The 19,007-nt window shown below is 60.5% G+C and carries 18 protein-coding genes; 14 read left to right on the plus strand and 4 right to left on the minus strand.

Features of this window, described 5'->3' with window-relative positions; translation table 11 throughout:
- Nucleotides 1–257 precede the first annotated feature (257 nt).
- The 4 genes from ACWKWE_RS28225 to ACWKWE_RS28240 all read left to right on the plus strand — a co-directional run bounded on the left by ACWKWE_RS28225 (nt 258) and on the right by ACWKWE_RS28240 (nt 3,850).
- Nucleotides 258–1,055 (plus strand): hydroxymethylpyrimidine/phosphomethylpyrimidine kinase, encoded by a 798-nt coding sequence (locus ACWKWE_RS28225; protein ID WP_166597499.1) that lies wholly within the window; start codon nt 258–260, stop codon nt 1,053–1,055.
- Nucleotides 1,056–1,079: 24 nt separating this feature from the next.
- On the plus strand, nt 1,080–1,706 hold the full coding sequence (thiE, locus tag ACWKWE_RS28230) for a thiamine phosphate synthase (protein ID WP_483852410.1): 627 nt from the start codon (nt 1,080–1,082) through the stop codon (nt 1,704–1,706).
- A gap of 51 nt (nt 1,707–1,757) precedes the next feature.
- Nucleotides 1,758–3,041, plus strand: a complete 1,284-nt coding sequence (hemL, locus tag ACWKWE_RS28235; protein WP_483852411.1) for a glutamate-1-semialdehyde 2,1-aminomutase — start codon at nt 1,758–1,760, stop codon at nt 3,039–3,041.
- Nucleotides 3,042–3,286: 245 nt separating this feature from the next.
- On the plus strand, nt 3,287–3,850 hold the full coding sequence (locus ACWKWE_RS28240) for a tetratricopeptide repeat protein (RefSeq protein ID WP_341961764.1): 564 nt from the start codon (nt 3,287–3,289) through the stop codon (nt 3,848–3,850).
- Nucleotides 3,851–3,865: 15 nt separating this feature from the next.
- On the opposite strand, the gene ACWKWE_RS28245 is transcribed toward ACWKWE_RS28240, so the two are convergent.
- Nucleotides 3,866–4,192: a DUF1820 family protein gene (locus ACWKWE_RS28245; protein ID WP_166597495.1), complete on the minus strand. Its 327-nt coding sequence runs from the start codon at nt 4,190–4,192 to the stop codon at nt 3,866–3,868.
- Nucleotides 4,193–4,327: 135 nt separating this feature from the next.
- Here ACWKWE_RS28245 and miaB point away from each other — a divergent pair, with 135 nt between their 5' ends.
- From miaB to lnt, 5 genes are all read left to right on the plus strand, one after another.
- A complete protein-coding gene (miaB, locus tag ACWKWE_RS28250; RefSeq protein WP_166597494.1) occupies nt 4,328–5,656 on the plus strand; it encodes a tRNA (N6-isopentenyl adenosine(37)-C2)-methylthiotransferase MiaB in 1,329 nt (442 codons plus the stop codon).
- A gap of 325 nt (nt 5,657–5,981) precedes the next feature.
- Nucleotides 5,982–6,986 (plus strand): PhoH family protein, encoded by a 1,005-nt coding sequence (locus tag ACWKWE_RS28255; protein WP_483852412.1) that lies wholly within the window; start codon nt 5,982–5,984, stop codon nt 6,984–6,986.
- On the plus strand, nt 6,979–7,479 hold the full coding sequence (gene ybeY, locus ACWKWE_RS28260) for an rRNA maturation RNase YbeY (protein ID WP_401150603.1): 501 nt from the start codon (nt 6,979–6,981) through the stop codon (nt 7,477–7,479). Before ACWKWE_RS28255 ends, ybeY begins: the two co-directional genes overlap by 8 nt.
- A gap of 5 nt (nt 7,480–7,484) precedes the next feature.
- A complete protein-coding gene (locus ACWKWE_RS28265; RefSeq protein ID WP_166597491.1) occupies nt 7,485–8,327 on the plus strand; it encodes a CorC family transporter in 843 nt (280 codons plus the stop codon).
- A gap of 30 nt (nt 8,328–8,357) precedes the next feature.
- Nucleotides 8,358–9,878, plus strand: a complete 1,521-nt coding sequence (gene lnt / locus ACWKWE_RS28270) for an apolipoprotein N-acyltransferase (protein WP_401150491.1) — start codon at nt 8,358–8,360, stop codon at nt 9,876–9,878.
- Between the two features lie 138 nt (nt 9,879–10,016).
- Here lnt and ACWKWE_RS28275 read toward each other — a convergent pair whose 3' ends face one another.
- Both ACWKWE_RS28275 and ACWKWE_RS28280 read right to left on the minus strand, forming a co-directional pair.
- Entirely contained in the window at nt 10,017–10,778 is a 762-nt protein-coding gene (locus ACWKWE_RS28275) for a YdcF family protein (RefSeq protein ID WP_483852413.1), read from the minus strand.
- A gap of 86 nt (nt 10,779–10,864) precedes the next feature.
- A complete protein-coding gene (locus ACWKWE_RS28280; protein ID WP_341961756.1) occupies nt 10,865–11,236 on the minus strand; it encodes a hypothetical protein in 372 nt (123 codons plus the stop codon).
- Between the two features lie 303 nt (nt 11,237–11,539).
- Between ACWKWE_RS28280 and leuS the strand changes: the two genes are divergently transcribed.
- From leuS to ACWKWE_RS28305, 5 genes are all read left to right on the plus strand, one after another.
- A complete protein-coding gene (gene leuS / locus ACWKWE_RS28285) occupies nt 11,540–14,146 on the plus strand; it encodes a leucine--tRNA ligase (protein WP_483852414.1) in 2,607 nt (868 codons plus the stop codon).
- 88 nt (nt 14,147–14,234) lie between these two features.
- Entirely contained in the window at nt 14,235–14,840 is a 606-nt protein-coding gene (locus ACWKWE_RS28290; RefSeq protein ID WP_166597486.1) for an LPS-assembly lipoprotein LptE, read from the plus strand.
- A gap of 42 nt (nt 14,841–14,882) precedes the next feature.
- Complete coding sequence (gene holA / locus ACWKWE_RS28295; protein WP_166597485.1) at nt 14,883–15,920, plus strand: DNA polymerase III subunit delta; 1,038 nt, start codon at nt 14,883–14,885, stop codon at nt 15,918–15,920.
- Between the two features lie 226 nt (nt 15,921–16,146).
- A complete protein-coding gene (gene arfA / locus ACWKWE_RS28300) occupies nt 16,147–16,305 on the plus strand; it encodes an alternative ribosome rescue factor ArfA (protein WP_483852415.1) in 159 nt (52 codons plus the stop codon).
- A gap of 87 nt (nt 16,306–16,392) precedes the next feature.
- Complete coding sequence (locus ACWKWE_RS28305) at nt 16,393–17,727, plus strand: lytic murein transglycosylase (RefSeq protein WP_166597483.1); 1,335 nt, start codon at nt 16,393–16,395, stop codon at nt 17,725–17,727.
- 239 nt (nt 17,728–17,966) lie between these two features.
- On the opposite strand, the gene lipA is transcribed toward ACWKWE_RS28305, so the two are convergent.
- Nucleotides 17,967–19,007, minus strand: a complete 1,041-nt coding sequence (gene lipA / locus ACWKWE_RS28310) for a lipoyl synthase (RefSeq protein WP_341961746.1) — start codon at nt 19,005–19,007, stop codon at nt 17,967–17,969.

Here is a 19,007-nt window from a genome sequence, read left to right on the forward strand (position 1 = left end):
GCAATAAAGGGAGGCAACGGGCAACGCACTTGCATTTACTCTTCAGACAAAAATGAGACTTACAGCCGACAGCATAGCCACTGATAGCTGGGTGATACCATCTGTATCGTCACACGTCAGACTTTCGTGACTTTCTTTAGGATTATTATCGTCATTCAGCAGGAAAGGGCTGCCCCTGTGGCCGTACAGGGCTGCCGGAGAAAAATCTGCCGCCGACCAGCGGCCCGGCAAAAGCTTTAGTGGTAAGCTCGCGCACCATGAATATCTATAGCTCCCGCCCCGTTGTCCTCTGTCTCTCCGGCCACGACCCCAGTGGCGGCGCCGGTTTGCAGGCAGATATTGAAGCCCTGCTCGCTCAGGGTTGTCATGCCGCCCCTGCGGTCACCGCGCTGACCGTGCAGGACACCGTCAACGTTACCGATTTCCGCGTGCTGGATCGCGAGTGGGTGCTGGCTCAGGCCAATGCCGTGCTCAACGATTCGCAGGTCGCGGCGGTGAAGCTGGGCATGCTCGGCTCGTTGGAGATGGTCGACACCGTCGTCGAACTGCTGCAAGCGAATCCGCACCTGCCTCTGGTCTGCGACCCGGTGCTGCGCGCCGGTGGCGGCGGGCGACTGGGCAAGGATGAAGTCGGCTATGCGATGCGCGAGCGGTTGCTGCCGCTGGCCACCATTGCCACGCCAAACCTGCCCGAAGCGCGCATTCTGGCGGAGCTGCCGGAAGGCACCGCCGACGAGTGCGCCGAGAAGCTGTTGCCGTTCTGCGAACATTTGTTGATCACCGGCGGCCATGGCGACGAGCACGAAGTCCATAACCGGCTGTACATTCGCAACGGCGAATCGCGCACCTTTACCTGTCAGCGCCTACCCGGCAGCTATCACGGTTCGGGCTGCACGCTGGCGAGCGCCTTGGCCGGTCGACTGGCCCTCGGGCAAGACGTGATCAGCGCTGTGCAAACCGCCCTGGACTACACTTGGCGCACGTTGCGCGACGCTGAGCAACTGGGCAAAGGCCAGTTCGTTCCTCGTCGTTTGCCGCTGGATTTCTGCTCGTAACGCCACGAACAAGAGGCACCCCCGATGAAACTGCGTGGCCTGTATGCCGTTACCGACAGCCAACTGTTGGCCGGCAAATTCCTGTCCTACGTCGAGGCTGCCCTTGATGGCGGCGTGACCCTGCTGCAATACCGTGACAAATCCGGTGACGAGACCCGCCGTCTGCGTGAGGCCTCGGAACTGCTGAAATTGTGCGAGCGCTACAAGACCCGCCTGATCATCAATGACGACGCCGAGGTGGCTGCACGCCTCGGCGTTGGCGTGCACCTTGGCCAGACTGACGGCTCGCTGCCCGACGCCCGCGCCCTGCTCGGTCACAAGGCCATCGTCGGCGCCACCTGCCACGCCCAGCTCGAACTGGCAGAAAAAGCCAAGGCCGACGGCGCGACCTATGTGGCGTTCGGGCGTTTCTTCAACTCCAACACCAAGCCCGGCGCACCTGCATGCAGCGTCGAAATGCTGGCTGAGGCGCGCAAGCGTATCTCGCTGCCGATCGCCGTTATCGGCGGCGTCACGCTGGAAAACGCGGCCCCGCTGGTGGCTCATGGCGCCGACCTGCTGGCCGTGGTGCAGGGTTTGTTCGGCGCCGAGACCACACAGGAAGTGACCCGTCGCGCCCGCGCCTTCAACGACCTGTTCAAATCGGCCTGATCACGCGTCGGGCCGACGTCCCCCCATTCGATTCAAGCAGAGACCTTCATCATGTCCCGTTCTGAAACCCTGTTCGCCAACGCCCAGAAACACATCCCCGGCGGCGTCAATTCGCCGGTTCGTGCGTTCAAGAGCGTCGGCGGCACCCCGCTGTTCTTCAAACACGCGGCGGGCGCCTATGTTACCGACGAAGACGACAAGCGCTATGTGGATTACGTGGGTTCGTGGGGGCCGATGATTCTGGGCCACAGCCACCCGGACGTGCTGGACGCCGTGCGCAAGCAGCTGGAGCACGGCCTGTCTTACGGCGCGCCGACCGCGATGGAAACCGAGATGGCGGACCTGGTCTGCTCGATCGTGCCGTCGATGGAAATGGTGCGCATGGTCAGCTCCGGCACCGAAGCGACCATGAGCGCGATTCGCCTGGCCCGTGGTTACACCGGTCGCGACAGCATCATCAAGTTCGAAGGCTGCTACCACGGCCACTCCGACAGCTTGCTGGTCAAGGCAGGTTCCGGCGCGCTGACCCTGGGCGTGCCGAGCTCGCCGGGCGTTCCGGCGGCGTTCGCCAAACACACACTGACCCTGCCGTTCAACGACATCGAGGCGGTCAAGGCAATGCTCGCGGACGTCGGCCAGGAAGTGGCGTGCATCATCGTCGAGCCGGTCGCAGGCAACATGAACTGCGTGCCGCCAGCGCCGGGTTTCCTGCAAGGTTTGCGTGAAGAGTGCGACAAGCACGGCGTGGTGCTGATTTTCGACGAAGTGATGACCGGTTTCCGCGTTGCCCTCGGCGGCGCTCAGGCTTATTACGGCGTGAAGCCTGATCTGAGCACTTTCGGCAAGATCATTGGCGGCGGCATGCCGGTGGGCTGCTTCGGCGGCAAGCGCGAGATCATGTCCCACATCGCGCCGCTGGGTCCGGTGTATCAAGCGGGCACGCTGTCGGGCAACCCGCTGGCCATGGCAGCCGGTCTGACCACGCTGCGCCTGATCAGCCGCCCAGGCTTCCACGATGAACTGAGCGCGTTCACCACGCGCCTCCTCGAAGGCCTGCAACAGCGTGCCGACGCAGCGGGCATCCCGTTCGTGACGACTCAGGCGGGCGGTATGTTCGGCCTGTATTTCACCGACGTGAAAGAGATCGTTACCTTCCAGGACGTGATGAGCAGCGACGCCGACCGCTTCAAGCGCTTCTTCCACCTGATGCTGGAAGGCGGCGTGTATCTGGCGCCGAGCGCCTTCGAAGCCGGCTTCACCTCCATTGCCCACGGCGACGCGGAGCTGCAACTGACTCTCGACGCAGCCGAAAAAGCCTTCGCGCAGTTGAAGTAACACGACATCCTGTGGGAGCGCGCTTGCCCGCTCCCACGGTTGATTGACGGTGTTATTCGGCTATTTTGTTTAAACGTTAGTTGTATGCGGCGCTTCGAGCCCCCTGAATACAGGCGAATCAAGCCCGTGCAGCAGAAAATCAGTAAAGACTTTGTAAGGTAGGCCCCGCTTATTTCATAATGCGCAGCCAGCACGTTTAGCTGGACGGGCATGCCCGCACCTTTTTCAGAGGTAAGTCGACTTCCATGAATCGCACCGGCCGCACCCTTGCATTGGGCTGCCTGTTGCTTCTTCATCCCCTGCTGGCGAATGCAGGTGGCAACTCGTTGTTAATACCAGCGGTGGGTCGCTGCACCCTGAATACCCAGCCAGACAACCTGCCAGCCGCCTTGTCGGCGTGTCAGCAGGCGGCCAAAGGCGGGGATGCGCAGGCGCAATACGAGTTGGGACAGTTCTATTACGACGGCAAGAACACGCCGCGCGACCTCACTCAGGCACTCAACTACTTCGAACAGGCCTCATTGCAGGGCCATGCGCAGGCGCAGTATCAATTGGGCCTGATGTTCTTCCGTGGTGAGGGTGTGCAAGCCAATAACATTCAGGCTTATATCGTCCTGAAGATGGCGGCGGTCAACGGCTCGGAAGATGCGCTCGACCAGGCCGACGAAGTTTCGGGGCAAATGAAAAAGGAAGATCTGGAAGTCGCGACTCAAGTGCTGGGGCAAATCTTCCGCAAGTATCTTCTGGAGCTGCAAACCGCCGAAGGGCGCACGCCATTCGCGCCCTTCCCGGATACCAGCAAACCCTGATCGAGTCGCCGGACCTTATTTGTCCGGCATCGGCATTGGGAACGGCATGACATTGCCAGTCTGACGCGCCTCACTGATCTTCGCCGTGCCCATCCGCTCGACTTCATCGATACGCACGATCGAATGCATCGGCACGAAGCTGCGTACCACTCCGTCGAACTGCTGCTTCAACTTCTCTTCGCTGGGGTCTACCACCACGGTCGTGCGCTCACCGAAGACGAATTCCTCAACCTCAAGAAACCCCCACAGATCGCTTTGATAGATCTGCTTGGCGTACATCTCGTACACCTGGCCCTGGTTGAGAAAAATCACCTTATAGATTGGAGCTTCGCGTTTGGTCATAACAGGCAGGCAATGATCGGTGTTTTGAAAAGGGCGCGAACTATAGCATGCCGCTGGTTAGGCAACGCTAGGAACCCGAGGCCAGGGTCCCTATAATGCGCGGTTCTTCGAATCACCTGATGAATCCGAACCCGCATGGCCAAGAAGCTTTATATCGAAACCCACGGCTGCCAGATGAACGAGTACGACAGCTCGCGCATGGTCGATCTGCTGGGCGAACATCAAGCGCTGGAAGTCACCGCCCGCGCGGAAGACGCCGACGTCATCCTGCTCAACACTTGCTCCATCCGCGAGCGGGCGCAGGACCGCGTCTACTCCCAGCTTGGCCGCTGGCGCGAGCTGAAGCTTGCCAACCCGGAGATGGTGATCGCCGTCGGTGGTTGCGTCGCCAGTCAGGAAGGTGCGGCGATTCGTGATCGGGCACCGTACGTCGATGTCGTGTTCGGCCCCCAGACCCTGCACCGCCTGCCGGACATGATCGACGCCGCACGCATCACCCGCTTGCCGCAGGTGGATGTGTCGTTTCCGGAAATCGAAAAATTCGACCATTTGCCCGAGCCTCGCGTCGATGGCCCGAGCGCTTATGTCTCGGTCATGGAAGGCTGCAGCAAATACTGCACGTTCTGCGTGGTGCCTTACACGCGGGGTGAAGAAGTCAGTCGGCCCTTCGATGACGTGATCACCGAGGTCTTCCACCTCGCCGAAAACGGCGTGCGTGAAGTGACGCTGCTCGGCCAGAACGTCAACGGCTATCGCGGCACGACCCACGACGGTCGCGTGGCTGACCTCGCCGAACTGATCCGCGTGGTAGCGGCCATCGACGGCATCGACCGCATTCGCTACACCACGTCGCATCCGCTGGAGTTTTCCGACAGCCTGATTCAGGCCCACGCCGACGTGCCGGAGCTGGTCAAACATCTGCATTTGCCGGTCCAGTCGGGTTCAGACCGCATTCTGGCGGCGATGAAGCGCAACCACACCGTGCTTGAGTACAAATCCCGTTTGCGCAAGCTGCGTGCAGCGGTGCCGGACATCTGCATCAGCTCGGACTTCATCGTCGGCTTTCCCGGCGAGACCGAAAAAGATCATTTGCAGACCATGAAGCTGGTAGAAGACGTCGGCATGGACTTCTCCTACTCGTTCGTCTACAGCTCGCGCCCTGGCACCCCGGCAGCGGATCTGGCCGATGACACCTCGGAAGAAACCAAGAAAGAGCGCCTCAAGCAGTTGCAGGACCTGATCAACCGTCAGGGCTTCGAGATCAGCCGCAAAATGGCGGGCACTGTCCAGCGCATTCTGGTCACCGACTATTCGAAGAAAGACCCCGGCGAACTGCAAGGGCGCACCGAGAACAACCGCATCGTCAACTTCCGCTGCGACAACCCCAAGCTGATCGGGCAATTCGCCGACGTCTACATCGACAGCGCGCAACCGCACTCGCTGCGGGGGTCGTTGTTGCAGTAAGGCCAGACGCCCTCATCTAACGCTGCATCGAACCCTTCCGTAGCAGCCCGGCTTGCCGGCGGTGACGATTTTGAATCCGCCACCGCCGGCAAGCCGGACTGCTACAGAACCGACGCACGAACCCTGTAGGAGTGAGCTTGCTCGCGATTGCGTTTCTTCAGCCACCATGCCCGTGTCTGACAGCCGGCAATCGCGAGCAAGCTCACTCCTACCGAGGTTATGGCGGCTGCCGACTCAACCATTAGTAAGTGAGCCCTTTCGGACACTGCCCACAGGGGTTATCCTTCATTTCACCTTTATTGCCGTCGGGCGGCTAAAAACCACTTTGAACGCACCTATCGAACCACATCGTTTCAGCCTCGAACCTATCGAGGCCCACCGCTTCGCCAATCTGTGCGGGCAATTCGACGAGCACTTGCGCCTGATCGAACAGCGCCTGGACATCGAAATCCGCAATCGCGGAGGCCAGTTCGAGATGATCGGCGAGCGCAAACAGACCACTTCGGCAGAAAACCTGTTACGCCGACTGTATCGGGAAACCAAAAGTACCGAGCTGTCCCCGGACATGGTTCATCTGTTCCTGCAGGAATCCGGCGTCGAAGAGCTGGACAACCACCCTGCTGCAGAAGTCGGCGTAGCCCTGCGTACCAAGAAAGGCATGATTCGCCCACGCGGCTTGAATCAGCAGCGGTACGTGAAGGAAATCCTCGCCAACGACATCAACTTCGGCATCGGCCCGGCCGGTACCGGCAAGACCTACCTTGCCGTGGCTGCGGCCGTCGACGCGTTGGAACGTGAGCAGATTCGCCGCATCCTGCTGGTGCGTCCGGCGGTTGAAGCAGGCGAAAAGCTCGGTTTCCTGCCCGGCGATCTGGCGCAGAAGATCGACCCGTACCTGCGACCGCTCTACGACGCGCTTTACGAGATGCTGGGCTTTGAGTACGTGGCCAAGCTGATCGAAAAGCAAGTGATCGAAGTTGCACCGCTGGCCTACATGCGCGGACGCACCCTTAATAACAGCTTCATCATTCTCGACGAGAGTCAGAACACCACCGTCGAGCAGATGAAGATGTTCCTGACCCGTATTGGCTTTGGCTCCACCGCCGTGATCACCGGTGACATCACCCAGATCGACCTGCCGAAAGGCACGAAATCCGGGCTGAATCACGTCATTGAAGTGCTCAAGGACGTGCCGGGCATCAGCTTCACCCACTTCAAGCCCAAGGACGTCGTGCGCCATCCATTGGTGCAGCGCATCGTCGAAGCCTACGAGCGCTTCGAAGAGCGCAACGAGCAAAATGCCCCTCGGGAATACCGCCGCGATGCTTGAGCTGGATCTGCAAGTCGCGAGTGAAGCCAGCGCCCCCAGCGAAGCCCAGTTCCGCCTTTGGTGTGAGATGGGCCTGCGCCAGCGCGTCGCCGACTCGGAAATGACCATTCGCCTGGTCGACGAGGCTGAAGGGCGGGAACTGAACCATACCTGGCGTCACAAAGACTACGCCACCAACGTGCTGTCCTTTCCTGCGGACGTGCCTGACGAACTCCTCGACATTCCATTGCTGGGTGACCTGGTGATCTGCGTGCCGGTCGTGACGCGCGAGGCTGCCGAACAGGGCAAGGCGCTGGACGCACACTGGGCGCACCTCACCATTCATGGTTGTCTGCATTTGTTGGGCTACGATCACATCGACGATGACGAAGCCGAAGAAATGGAAGCACTGGAACGGGAGTTGCTTGCAGAGTTGGGCTATCCCGATCCCTACGCCGACGACGAAATCGTCGACACACCACCTACAGAAACACCAGGCAAGGACCACGAGTAAGGGCTATGAGCGAAGACCGATCGAGCAACGGGCAAAAGTCATGGTTGGGCAAACTGACCCAGGCATTTGCCCATGAGCCGAAGAACCGCCAGGAGCTGTTAGAGCTGCTGCGCGAAGCCCATCAGAACAAATTGCTGGACAGCGAAGCGCTGGCCATCGCCGAAGGCGCCATTCAGGTGGCTGACCTCCAGGTCCGGGACATCATGGTCCCGCGCTCTCAGATGGTCAGCATCAAGGCCAGCCAGAGCCTTCGCGAGCTGCTCCCGGCAGTGATCGATTCCGCCCACTCTCGCTACCCGGTGATTGGCGAAAGCCACGACGACGTCCTCGGCGTATTGCTGGCGAAAGACCTGCTGCCCTTGATCCTCAAGGAAAACGGCGACGTCGGCGACATCAAGAGCCTGCTGCGTCCGGCGACCTTCGTGCCGGAATCCAAGCGCCTCAACGTGCTGCTGCGTGAATTCCGCGCCAACCACAACCACATGGCCATCGTCATCGACGAATACGGCGGCGTGGCGGGTCTGGTGACCATCGAAGACGTGCTGGAACAGATCGTCGGCGACATCGAAGACGAGCACGACGTCGAGGAAGACAGCTACATCAAACCGCTGCCCAGCGGCGACTTCCTGGTCAAGGCGCTCACTCCCATCGACAGCTTTAACGAGTTTTTCGACAGCGAGTTCTCTGACGATGAATTCGACACGGTCGGCGGTCTGGTGATGAACGCGTTCGGGCACCTGCCAAAGCGTAATGAAATCACCGAAATCGGCGCGTATCGTTTCCGCATCCTGAATGCGGACAGCCGCCGGATTCACCTGCTGCGCCTGAGTCCGATTTCGCGCTCGTAACGTCGTATCCGTTTGTCATAAGGAATGTAAATGCGCTGGATCACCCGCCCCGGCTGGCCCGGTAACCTGCTGGCCGTGGCTGCTGGCGCACTTGTCACCCTGGCCCTGGCGCCGTTCGATATCTGGCCGCTGGCGATTGTCGCGCTGGTGGTTTTCTACCTCGGGTTGCGCGACCTGACACCTCGCCAAGCGTTGTGGCGGGGCTGGTCGTACGGGTTTGGCCTGTTTGGCGGCGGCACCAGCTGGATCTACGTCAGCATTCATACGTACGGCGAAGCGCCGGTCTGGCTTGCCGGGTTCCTGATGGTGCTGTTCTGCGCTTCTGTCGCCTTCTTCTTCGCCCTGCCCGCCTGGCTCTGGGCTCGCTGGATTCGCCGCAACGAAGCGCCTTTGGCCGATGCGCTGGCGTTCGCTGCGCTGTGGTTCGGTCAGGAAATGTTTCGCGGCTGGTTCCTCACAGGCTTTCCTTGGCTTTACTCCGGTTACAGCCAGCTCGATGGCCCGCTGAAAGGTCTGGCGCCATTGGGGGGCATGTGGCTGATTTCGTTCAGCCTCGCGCTGACCGCTGCCCTGCTGTGCAACCTGCCTCGACTGCGTGCACGCAAAAGCTTCTTCGCTGCTGGCATCGCTCTGCTGCTGGCGCCTTGGGTGGTGGGTCTGGCGCTGAAAAGCCATGCCTGGACCGAACCTTCAGGCGCGCCGTTGAAAGTTGCCGCGATGCAGGGGAACGTCGAACAAAGCATGAAATGGGACCCGGCTGCGCTGAACGCTCAGTTGGCCCTTTACCGCGACATGACGTTCACGTCCCAAAAAGCCGACCTGATCGTTTGGCCGGAAACCGCTGTGCCGGTGCTCAAGGAGTCCGTCGAGGGCTACCTGACGATGATGGGCAAGTTTGCTGCAGATCGGGACTCAGCACTGATCACAGGCGTGCCGCTGCGGCAGAAAGGCGGGCGTGGTGAATTCCGTTATTACAACGCCATCACCGTCACCGGCGAAGGCGACGGCACCTACCTGAAACAGAAACTGGTGCCGTTCGGTGAGTACGTGCCATTGCAAGACCTGCTGCGCGGGCTGATCACGTTCTTCGACCTGCCGATGTCCGACTTTGCACGCGGCCCGGCCGAACAGGCATTGTTGCAGGCCAAGGGTTACCAGATCGCGCCGTTCATTTGTTACGAGGTCGTCTACCCCGAATTCGCAGCCAGCCTTTCCGCCCAGAGCGATCTGCTGCTGACGGTGAGCAACGACACGTGGTTCGGCACGTCCATCGGTCCGCTGCAGCATTTGCAAATGGCGCAGATGCGCGCGCTGGAGGCCGGTCGCTGGATGATCCGCGCCACCAACAATGGCAAAAGCGCACTGATCGACCCGTTCGGCAAGATCACCACCACCGTGCCGCAGTTCGAACGGGCGGTGATGTACGGCGAAGTCACGCCGATGCACAACCTGACGCCGTACCTGCACTGGCGTTCGTGGCCACTGATCATTTTGTCGGTGTTGTTGATTGGCTGGGCACTGCTCGCGAGCCGGATTTCCAAGACGGTTTGATGCAGGATCTGCTGAAACACGCCCCCTGTGGGAGCGAATTCATTCGCGATGCGGTGGTACATCCAATGGAGATATGTTGGATTTACCGGCCTCTCGCGAATGAATTCGCTCCCACAGGGAAATGCAGAGCCCGCCAAATCACCGATAAAACACCCGATACCCCACCAACCCCGCCGCTTCATTGATCAACTGCCCCATCTGCCACACGGCTTTGGACTCCGGCAGCCAGCCAGCAAACGGTCTGGCGTTGTCCGTGCTCAAAAAGCCGACAGGCGCGGGCACGACCGCAAAACCGGCCTTTTCAAAGCTCCAGACCGAACGCGGCATGTGCCAGGCCTGCGTCACCACGACCACTCGTTTGATCCCCAAGGGCTGCAACACGGCCGCCGTCATCGTCGCGTTTTCCCAAGTGGTCCGACTTTCGCCTTCTTGCCAGCGGACGGTCACTCCAAAATCGTCGCGCAACGAATCGGCCATGATCGCCGCTTCACTTGGCGGCTCGCCGTAATGCAACCCGCCCGTGGTCAAAATCGGCAGGCCAGAGGCCTTGGACAAACGCGCCGCATACCGCATCCGTTCAAGGGCCGTTCCCGTCGGGATGTCACTGCCCCAACTGGGGTCGTTGCGCTCACGGCCGGAACCGAGCACCACGATAGCGTCGGCGTGCTGGGCGAGGGTTGCCCACTGGTCCTGTTGCAGGGGCGGAATGCGTTCGATGCCTTTGGCCGACCACTCCACTACCACCGGGAGACTGGTCAACAGCAGTCCAACGAAGCCGATCACAAACAGCGCTCGTGCCAGACGCGGTCGAGCCGTTCTCAACCACCAGGCGAATAAGAGGAGCAGCAGAAAGATGCCGGGCGGCAGGAGCAGGTTCTTGATGGCGTAACGAAAAGGCATCGGGCATCTCCAGAAGATGCCCGAAGCCTAGAAGGATTGACGCTAAGCAACAATGCTTAATCAGACGGGATTGGGACCCGTAAACGTTACCGCTTGAAATGTTTGCTGGAACTGTAGCGACTCAACTTTGCCGACACCTTGGCGCGACGCTGGTCCTTCAACCAGATGACATTGGTTGAAAGTTGCGGGCCGCGGGCCGACTCCGAAGGCTCCCGGGAACTGCTGAGACTCCCTTTCTTGATGTTCGGTGATTCCTCTCTTACAACGACGTCCTTGCGATCCAGATAGGCCTCGATCAACTGAAACTCAGCCTGACTCAAACCACGGAGTTCCAGTTCGGTGGGGTACTCGTTGCGAAGCCGGACTGCTGTTTTCGCCATGTCCAGGGCCAGCCCCAGACGATCAATCAAACGGTCATACAGATCAGGTTTCTCTACTTGGTGCCGCAGCTCTGCCATCCGTTCACCTCACTGAAGATAAACACATACCCTCGACAATGAGCTTAGCGGCACTGCAAAAACCGGCGCGATGCCGCGACCAACGGCGAATGACGGGGGTTGGAGGGCCTCGCGCATGCAATCAAAGGTTTCCCTCGATAGTCTGCCCTCATGTATGCTACGGCGCTTCCTGTTATTCCACTTCCGCTCCTCCGGGTTCGAACCCGTCGCGTTGGCAAAGGCACAGCCTGACACGTGACGCCCCTCCAGTCCGGGACGGCAGCGAAGCGGTCAAGGGTCACCAATCTCTAGTCAAAAGTAGCCATGCACGAACTCTATCAGCCCCGCGAAATCGAAGCCGCCGCCCAGACCTTCTGGGAAGAGCAAAAGTCTTTTGAAGTCAGTGAACAGCCAGGCAAGGACACGTACTACTGCCTGTCGATGTTCCCTTACCCTAGCGGCAAGCTACACATGGGGCACGTGCGCAACTACACCATCGGTGACGTGATCGCCCGCTATCAGCGCATGCAGGGCAAGAACGTGCTGCAGCCGATGGGTTGGGATGCGTTCGGCATGCCGGCAGAAAACGCCGCGATGAAGAACAACGTCGCACCGGCCAAGTGGACCTACGAAAACATCGCCTACATGAAGACCCAGCTCAAGAGCCTCGGTCTGGCGATCGACTGGTCCCGCGAAGTCACCACCTGCAAGCCTGATTACTACCGCTGGGAACAATGGCTGTTCACGCGCCTGTTCGAAAAAGGCGTGATCTACCGCAAGAACGGCACCGTGAACTGGGACCCGGTCGATCAGACCGTTCTGGCCAACGAGCAAGTGATCGACGGCCGCGGCTGGCGTTCGGGCGCGGTGATCGAAAAGCGCGAAATCCCAATGTACTACTTCAAGATCACGGCCTACGCCGATGAACTGCTGGAGAGCCTCGACGAGTTGCCGGGCTGGCCTGAACAGGTCAAGACCATGCAGCGCAACTGGATCGGCAAATCCCGCGGCATGGAAGTGCAGTTCCCGTACGACCAGGCCTCCATCGGCGAAGCCGGTGCCCTGAAAGTCTTCACCACCCGCGCCGACACCCTGATGGGCGCGACCTACGTGGCCGTGGCCGCCGAGCACCCGCTGGCGACCCTGGCTTCGCAGAACAATCCTGAGCTGCAAGCCTTCATCCACGAATGCAAAAGCGGCAGCGTCGCGGAAGCTGACGTCGCCACGCAGGAAAAGAAAGGCCTGCCGACTTCTCTGTTCGTCGAGCACCCACTGACCGGCGAGAAGCTGCCAGTGTGGGTCGCCAACTACGTGCTGATGCACTACGGCGACGGCGCGGTCATGGCTGTTCCGGCTCACGACGAGCGCGATTTCGAATTCGCCACCAAATACAACCTGCCGGTCAAACCGGTGGTGCGCACCAGCGCGGGTGATCAAACCCCGGCGCCTTGGCAGGACGCGTACAACGAGCACGGCGTGCTGATCAATTCCGGCGAGTTCGACGGTCTGGACTTCGCCGGCGCCTTCGACGCCATCGAAGCCGCCCTCGCCAAGAAAGAACTCGGCAAGTCGCGCACTCAGTTCCGCTTGCGCGACTGGGGTATCAGCCGTCAGCGCTATTGGGGCTGCCCGATCCCGATCATCCACTGCGACACCTGCGGCGACGTGCCGGTCCCTGAAGACCAGTTGCCCGTCAAGTTGCCAGAAGACGTCGTACCGGATGGCGCAGGTTCGCCACTGGCGCGCATGCCTGAATTCTACGAGTGCATCTGCCCGAAATGCGGCGCACCGGCCAAGCGTGAAACCGACACCATGGACACCTTCGTAGAGTCGTCGTGGTACTTCGCCCGCTACGCCTCCCCTCACTACGAAGGCGGCATGGTCGATCCGAAAGCCGCGAACCACTGGCTGCCGGTCGATCAATACATCGGCGGTATCGAACACGCGATCCTGCACCTGCTGTACGCGCGCTTCTTCCACAAACTGATGCGCGACGAAGGTCTGGTCAGTTCCAACGAACCGTTCAAGAATCTGCTGACCCAGGGCATGGTCGTTGCCGAGACGTTCTACCGTCTCGAAGCCAACGGCAGCAAAACCTGGTTCAACCCGGCTGACGTCGAATTCGAACGCGACACCAAGGCCAAGATCATCGGCGCCAAGCTGATCGCCGATGGCCTGCCGGTGGAAATCGGCGGCATCGAAAAAATGGCCAAGTCGAAGAACAACGGCGTTGACCCGCAATCGATGATCGATCAGTACGGCGCCGACACCTGCCGTCTGTTCATGATGTTCGCCTCGCCGCCTGACATGAGCCTGGAATGGTCCGACTCCGGCGTCGAAGGTTCGCACCGTTTCCTCAAGCGCGTATGGCGTCTGGGCCAGGCCCACGTCACCGCTGGCCTGCCGGGCGCGCTGGACAAAACAACACTGAGCGACGATCAAAAAGCCGTGCGCCGTGCCATCCACCTGGCCATCAAGCAAGCCGGTCAGGATGTTGGTCAGCACCACAAATTCAACACCGCCATTGCTCAGGTAATGACGCTGATGAACGTGCTGGAAAAAGCACCGCAGGCGTCGGAACAGGATCGTGCGCTGTTGCAGGAGGGTCTGGAAACCGTCGCCCTGTTGCTCGCCCCGATCACGCCGCACATCAGCCATGAACTGTGGAACGCGCTGGGTCACGCTGATCCTGTGATCGACGCGGGCTGGCCAGTGGTGGATGAGTCCGCTCTGGTGCAGGACACGCTGCAACTGGTGGTACAGGTCAACGGCAAGCTGCGCGGTCAGATCGAAATGCCTGCCAGTGCCAGTCGCGAGGACGTCGAAGCCGCTGCACGGACCAACGAAAACGTGCTGCGCTTCATCGACGGTCTGACGATTCGCAAAGTGATCGTCGTACCCGGCAAACTGGTGAACATCGTCGCCAGCTGATTGGATCAGGCGCCTGACACGGTCAGGCGCCCAACACACTTCCAGAGCCCGCACTTCGGGCTCAAACGGATTCAAGGGGAGCAACAAGATGATCAAACGCAATCTGCTGGTAATGGGCCTCGCGGTATTGCTGAGCGCCTGCGGTTTCCAGCTGCGCGGCACTGGCACCAACGCCTTGTCGATCAAGGAGCTGGACGTTAGCGCCCGCGACGTCTACGGCCAGGTTGTCACTGAGTTGAAAAACACCCTGACCAACAGCGGCGTGCACGTTTACACCGGTGCTCAATACAAGCTGTTCCTGGCCCGTGAAGACGAGACTCAGCGCACCGCGAGTTACGCAGGTTCCGGCAACTCGGCCGAGTATGAGCTGACCACCGTGGTGAAATACGAAATCCACGGCACCAAGAACGTGCTGCTGCTCGATGACAACGTACAGTCCACCAAGACCTACGTGCATGACGGCAACAACCTGATCGGTTCCGACCAGGAAGCCGAGCAGATCCGCAAGGAAATGCGCAGCGACCTGGTGCAGAAGTTGATTGCCCGCCTGCAGCAGCTGTCGCCGCAGCGTCTGGACGAACTGCAAGCCAAGGCTGACGCCGCCGCTCGTGCCCAGGCCGATGCCGAAGCCGCCGCTCAACGTGTTCGCGACGAGACGCCTCAACAGTCTCCGATCGAAATCCCGTCCAAGTGATGGCATCAGGGCCGGTTCGCCGGCCCTGATCTTTTCTGACCCATGAAACTCGCCCCCGCCCAGCTCTCCAAACACCTTCAAGGTGCGTTATCGCCTGTCTACATCGTCAGCGGCGATGACCCGCTGCAATGTCAGGAAGCGTGCGACGCCATCCGATCCGCTGCCCGTCAGCAGGGTTTTGATGAGCGTCAGGTTTTCAGTGCCGACTCAAGCTTCGATTGGGGCACCCTGCTGCAAGCCGGGGCCAGCATGTCGCTGTTCGCCGAACGTCGTCTGCTGGAGCTGCGCCTGCCATCCGGTAAACCGGGGGACAAAGGCGCCGCCGCGTTGCTGGAATACTGCGGTCGTCCGGCTGAAGATACCTTGCTGCTGATCAGCCTCCCCAAGCTGGACGGTGCTGCGCAGAAGACCAAATGGGGCAAAGCGCTGGTCGAGGGACCGCAAACCCAGTTCGTGCAAATCTGGCCGGTGGACGCCAGCCAGTTGCCACAATGGATTCGACAGCGTCTGGCGCAGGCCGGGCTGGCCGCCAGCCCCGACGCGGTGGAGCTGATCGCTGCTCGCGTGGAAGGCAACCTTCTGGCGGCCGCTCAAGAAATCGAAAAGCTCAAACTGATGGCCGAGCAAGGCCAGATTACCGTCGAAACCGTGCAGGCAGCCGTGGCGGACAGTGCGCGTTTCGACGTGTTTGGGCTGACCGACGCGATCCTCAATGGCGAAGCGTCTCACGCGCTGCGCATGCTGGAAGGCCTGCGCGGGGAAGGCGTGGAGCCGCCGGTGATTCTCTGGGCATTGTCTCGGGAGCTGCGGGTGCTGGCGAATCTGGCGTTGCAGTTCAGCCAGGGCGTGCCGCTGGACAAAGCCTTCAGCCAGGCCCGCCCGCCTATTTGGGACAAGCGCAAACCGCTGATGAGCAAAGCTCTGCAACGCCACTCCGCCCGACGCTGGGCACAGCTGTTGATGGACGCTCAACACATCGACGCGCAGATCAAGGGTCAGGCACAGGGTTCGGTGTGGAACAGCCTCAGCCGATTGTCGATCCAGATGGCAGGCCAGCGATTGGCGTTGCCGTCGGAATAGATCTCACAGGGCAACACCGACGAGCTGTGGGAGCGAACTCAATCGCGAGACGTCGTTACCACCCACGCATTTCTGTCGGCCGTCGGATTTTTCGCGAATGAATTCGCTCCCACGGGGATTTCCATAGCTCGGGACTAAGCATTCATAGGACAGATCAATTAGACCTGTGCGCCAATCTGCCCGATCATCCCCGCCGCTCCACCCACCACTCAAAGAGAGTATCGCCATGAGAAAAGCCAAAAAGCGGCCGAACAAGGCCAAATCCATCATTGCCCAGCCCCTGTTCCGCAGCCGTCAGGAACAACCCACCAAGGGCAAAGGCAGCTACCGCCGCGAAGCCTTCCAGTCGAGAGATTGGGAGGCTTCTTCCGTTATGGCAGCTTGAAACATTTCAGGTGACTGACCGGCGCCCCGCCGACAGGGCCGACATGGTAAGGTCTGCACCTTACGGTTTATCCCTGTGGACCCCAGAATGCCCTTTAGTTTTCCCCGTCGTTGGCATGTCCGCCAATTGATCGCCGCCTCCAGCCTCTTCGTACTGGTCGCCTGTGCGGAGCAACCCACCGCTGCCGTCGCCACCCCGCTTCAAGCCGCCCCTCTGAACGTCGCGAAAGCCGCGCCCACGCCTTCCAGCGCTGTGGCCGCTCCCGACGACACCAATTTTGAAATCCAGCCGGCCATGAGCTTCGCCGAATGGCAATCCATGTTTCGCAATCAGGCGTTGAGCGCGGGCATTCGCCCGGACGTCTTCGACAGTGCCTTCGCGGGCGTGACGCCGGACATGAGCGTGGTCAAAGCCGATCGCAGCCAACCTGAATTCACGCGCCCGGTCTGGGAATACCTCGACGGCGCCATATCGGCTGTGCGTGTGCGCAAGGGCCAGGCCTTGCTCGCGCAGTACGCTGACGTGCTGAGCGCCATCGAGCAGCGTTATGGCGTTGATCGTCAGGCACTGATCGCCGTATGGGGCATGGAAAGCAGCTTCGGCCAGTTCCAGGGCACCCAATCGGTGATCCGCTCGCTGGCGACGCTGGCCTATGAAGGACGCCGTCCTCAGTTCGCGCAGGATCAACTGATCGCCGCGCTGCAAATCATTCAGCACGGCGACATCGATGCACCAAACATGCTCGGCTCCTGGGCCGGGGCGATGGGGCAGACGCAGTTCATTCCCACGACGTACAACACCCATGCCGTGGACTTCGACGGCGATGGCCGACGCGACATCTGGAATTCGCCCGCCGATGCCTTGGCCTCTACTGCGCACTATCTGCAAAGCTCAGGTTGGCAGAAAGGCCAGCCTTGGGGTTTCGAGGTGCAACTGCGGCAAGGCTTCGACTACGCCATGGCCGATGCGTCTACCCGCAAAACCATCGCCGAGTGGCAGCAGTTGGGTCTGAAGCTGCCCAACGGCGCCCCCCTCCCCGCCAACCTGCTGCAACAGCAGGCGGCACTCTTGCTGCCTGCGGGCTATAAAGGCCCGGCATTTCTGGTGATGGATAACTTTCGGGCGATCCTCAAGTACAACAACTCGTCGTCCTACGGGCTGGGCATTGGGCTGTTGTCTGAGCGATTCACGGGCGGCGGTTATGTGATTGGCCAGTGGCCGCGCGGAGATCGTCCTCTGAGCCGCACTGAGCGCATTGAACTGCAAACCCTGCTCTCGGCCCGCCAATACGACGCAGGCGCGCCGGACGGCATCATTGGCGCCAATACCCGCAAAGCCATTCGTAGCGCCCAGCAGTCATTTGGCTGGCCAGCGGACGGTTACCCGACGCAGGAGTTGTTGGAGAGTTTGCGTAAGCCATAAGGAAAGCATGGGCCTGTAGGAGCGCGGCTTGTCCCGCGATCGGCGACGGAGTCGTCGAAGCATCGATCACTCGGTTTTCCTGATATCGCGCGTCAAGCGGATTCACTGCTGCTTCGCGTCAGATCGCGGGACAAGCCACGCTCCTACAAGATGGCAGCGGCGTTCCATACAACACGCGCAAAAAAAGGGCCGGATAGCGATATCCGGCCCTTTTCTATTGCGTGCAATACCGAGAAAAATCAGCCCGCGGTCAGCAACGACTTGGTCAGCTTGGCCTGTTCGTCAGCGTGGTACGAGGAACGCACCAGCGGCCCCGAAGCGACATTCTTGAAGCCCATCTTGTAACCTTCCTCGGCGAACCAGGCGAAGGTGTCCGGGTGGACGAAGCGCTGAACCGGCAGGTGGTTACGGGACGGTTGCAAGTACTGGCCCAGAGTCAGCATGTCGATGTTGTGCTCGCGCATGCGCTGCATCACTTCGATCACTTCTTCGTCGGTTTCGCCCAGGCCCAGCATCAGGCCGGATTTGGTCGGAACGTGCGGGACCATTTCCTTGAAGCGCTTGAGCAGGGTCAGCGACCATTGGTAGTCCGAACCCGGACGCGCGGCCTTGTAAAGACGCGGCACGGTTTCCAGGTTGTGGTTGAACACGTCTGGCGGCGTCGCTGCGGTGATTTCCAGCGCGATGTCCATACGACCACGGTAATCCGGAACCAGGGTTTCCAACTGCACGTTCGGCGACAGTTCGCGGATTTCACGGATGCAGTCGGCGAAGTGCTGGGCGCCGCCGTCACGCAGGTCATCACGGTCCACCGAAGTGATCACGACGTACTTGAGTTTCAGGTCAGCGATGGCAACAGCCAGGTTCTTCGGCTCGTCCACGTCCAGTGCTTTCGGACGACCATGGCCGACGTCGCAGAACGGGCAGCGACGGGTGCAGATGTCGCCCATGATCATGAAGGTGGCGGTGCCACCGGAGAAGCACTCGCCCAGGTTCGGGCAGGACGCCTCTTCGCACACGCTGTGCAGCTTGTGTTTGCGCAGCAGGGCCTTGATGCGATCAACCTCGGGAGAAACCGGGATGCGGACGCGAATCCAGTCCGGTTTCTTCGGCAGATCAACCGTAGGAATGATCTTCACCGGGATGCGCGCCACTTTTTCCGCGCCACGCAGCTTTACACCCGCTTCAACTTTCGGACGCGCCGCACGCTCAGGTGTGACCACGTTCACAGTGGGGATCAGGGTTTGCACGGCATCGGCCGTCTCATGCGCAGTAGTCAT

The organism is Pseudomonas salicis, from assembly GCF_057128705.1.

Excerpts from the sequence above, each read along its gene's own strand:
- ACWKWE_RS28225 (WP_166597499.1), top strand. The coding sequence starts at position 258 with ATGAATATCTATAGCTCCCGCCCCGTTGTCCTCTGTCTCTCCGGCCAC.
- thiE (WP_483852410.1), top strand. The coding sequence starts at position 1,080 with ATGAAACTGCGTGGCCTGTATGCCGTTACCGACAGCCAACTGTTGGCC.
- hemL (WP_483852411.1), top strand. The coding sequence starts at position 1,758 with ATGTCCCGTTCTGAAACCCTGTTCGCCAACGCCCAGAAACACATCCCC.
- ACWKWE_RS28240 (WP_341961764.1), top strand. The coding sequence starts at position 3,287 with ATGAATCGCACCGGCCGCACCCTTGCATTGGGCTGCCTGTTGCTTCTT.
- ACWKWE_RS28245 (WP_166597495.1), bottom strand. The coding sequence starts at position 4,192 with ATGACCAAACGCGAAGCTCCAATCTATAAGGTGATTTTTCTCAACCAG.
- miaB (WP_166597494.1), top strand. The coding sequence starts at position 4,328 with ATGGCCAAGAAGCTTTATATCGAAACCCACGGCTGCCAGATGAACGAG.
- ybeY (WP_401150603.1), top strand. The coding sequence starts at position 6,979 with ATGCTTGAGCTGGATCTGCAAGTCGCGAGTGAAGCCAGCGCCCCCAGC.
- ACWKWE_RS28265 (WP_166597491.1), top strand. The coding sequence starts at position 7,485 with ATGAGCGAAGACCGATCGAGCAACGGGCAAAAGTCATGGTTGGGCAAA.
- lnt (WP_401150491.1), top strand. The coding sequence starts at position 8,358 with ATGCGCTGGATCACCCGCCCCGGCTGGCCCGGTAACCTGCTGGCCGTG.
- ACWKWE_RS28275 (WP_483852413.1), bottom strand. The coding sequence starts at position 10,778 with ATGCCTTTTCGTTACGCCATCAAGAACCTGCTCCTGCCGCCCGGCATC.
- ACWKWE_RS28280 (WP_341961756.1), bottom strand. The coding sequence starts at position 11,236 with ATGGCAGAGCTGCGGCACCAAGTAGAGAAACCTGATCTGTATGACCGT.
- leuS (WP_483852414.1), top strand. The coding sequence starts at position 11,540 with ATGCACGAACTCTATCAGCCCCGCGAAATCGAAGCCGCCGCCCAGACC.
- ACWKWE_RS28290 (WP_166597486.1), top strand. The coding sequence starts at position 14,235 with ATGATCAAACGCAATCTGCTGGTAATGGGCCTCGCGGTATTGCTGAGC.
- holA (WP_166597485.1), top strand. The coding sequence starts at position 14,883 with ATGAAACTCGCCCCCGCCCAGCTCTCCAAACACCTTCAAGGTGCGTTA.
- arfA (WP_483852415.1), top strand. The coding sequence starts at position 16,147 with ATGAGAAAAGCCAAAAAGCGGCCGAACAAGGCCAAATCCATCATTGCC.
- ACWKWE_RS28305 (WP_166597483.1), top strand. The coding sequence starts at position 16,393 with ATGCCCTTTAGTTTTCCCCGTCGTTGGCATGTCCGCCAATTGATCGCC.
- lipA (WP_341961746.1), bottom strand. The coding sequence starts at position 19,007 with ATGACTACTGCGCATGAGACGGCCGATGCCGTGCAAACCCTGATCCCC.